This is a genomic window from Oleiphilus sp. HI0066 (assembly GCF_001635725.1).
Genome location: NZ_LWFH01000718.1, coordinates 1 through 1,318, shown reverse-complemented (window position 1 = coordinate 1,318; position 1,318 = coordinate 1). Strand labels below are relative to the sequence as shown.

Below are 1,318 nucleotides of genomic sequence, written 5' to 3'. Positions count from 1 at the left end.
CACCAACTTAGCGTTCAGATTAGCGATGCTAGCGGTAAAATCATCAAATCCTCCTCCATATCTTTCACAATGCACCGACCTTCAAAGCTAAACTAAACTCTTGATGCACCACCATGGTGCATGTAAAATCTTCATTGTGCTCTCCTCAAGTGCGAAGGATTGTTATCGAGCGATTAACAGAATAACAATCTTGGTAAATTCAATAACTTAGCTCTTATCAAAATGAATGCACCGCAAATGGTTTAATTATTGCTAGTTGTCTTAAACGGTGCGAAACCATCATATAAAGCCAGAAAAGACGAATGAAAAACCAAAACATTCAGCAATCAGTGATCCTAGACAACCTATCGACATCCGTTCTCGTTTTAGCGGAAGACTTGACGGTGCTTGATTACAACCCTGCTGCTGAAATGTTGACCCAAGTAAGCCAAAAACGCTTGGAAGCCGCGAAATTTCCTGAACTATTTAGTGACATTGAAAGTAATCTCATCGACGAGATGAAAGAGATCCTTAAAACGGGGCACTCTTACACTCAACGCGAATGTAAGATGACCTTATTAAATGGCGAACACATTCTCGTTGACTGCACTGTTTCTAGTCTGATCGCTAATAATGCGCCTTGTTTACTTGTTGAGATACAAGCAAAAGATCGATTACTTAGAATCAGCCGAGAAGAACAGCTACAAGAAAATCAAGAAACAGCGAAAATCCTCATTAGAGGCCTTGCACATGAAATCAAGAATCCTCTTGGAGGAATTCGTGGTGCGGCACAGCTCCTGTCATCGGAACTAAGCGATGAGCAAAGCGAGTATACGCAGGTAATCATAGAAGAAACGGATCGTTTACGTGATCTTGTGGACCGCATGTTAGGCACCCACAAAGCGCTCAATCTGAGCCCTCTTAACGTGCACGAAATCTTGGAGCGCGTATGTGCGCTCATTCGAGCCGAGTCAGGTAATGCAATTCGCATCGTCAAAGACTACGACCCAAGTATTCCTGAGATACAAGGAGATAAAAGCCAACTCATTCAAGGCTTCCTAAATATCGCAAAAAATGCGCTGCAAGCATTAGAGCCGCAAGCGCAATCTGGTGAAGACGCGAGTATCACTATTCGTACGCGTGCGCTAAGACAATTTACGATTGGTCAAACACGCCATCGAATCGTTGCTCGTATCGAGCTTATCGATAATGGTCCCGGCATTGATAAAAACTTCATTCAGAACATTTTCTACCCAATGATTAGCGGTCGCGCTGAAGGCACGGGCCTTGGACTGTCAATCACACAAAGTATTTTTACCAAACATAATGGTTTAGTAGA

1 protein-coding gene is annotated in these 1,318 nt (G+C 42.9%); it reads left to right on the top strand.

Features of this window, described 5'->3' with window-relative positions; all coding sequences use genetic code 11:
• Positions 1-302 precede the first annotated feature (302 nt).
• Positions 303-1,318: nitrogen regulation protein NR(II) (glnL, locus tag A3738_RS08870; protein ID WP_068763539.1), on the top strand; the 1,016-nt coding region annotated here is incomplete at its 3' end.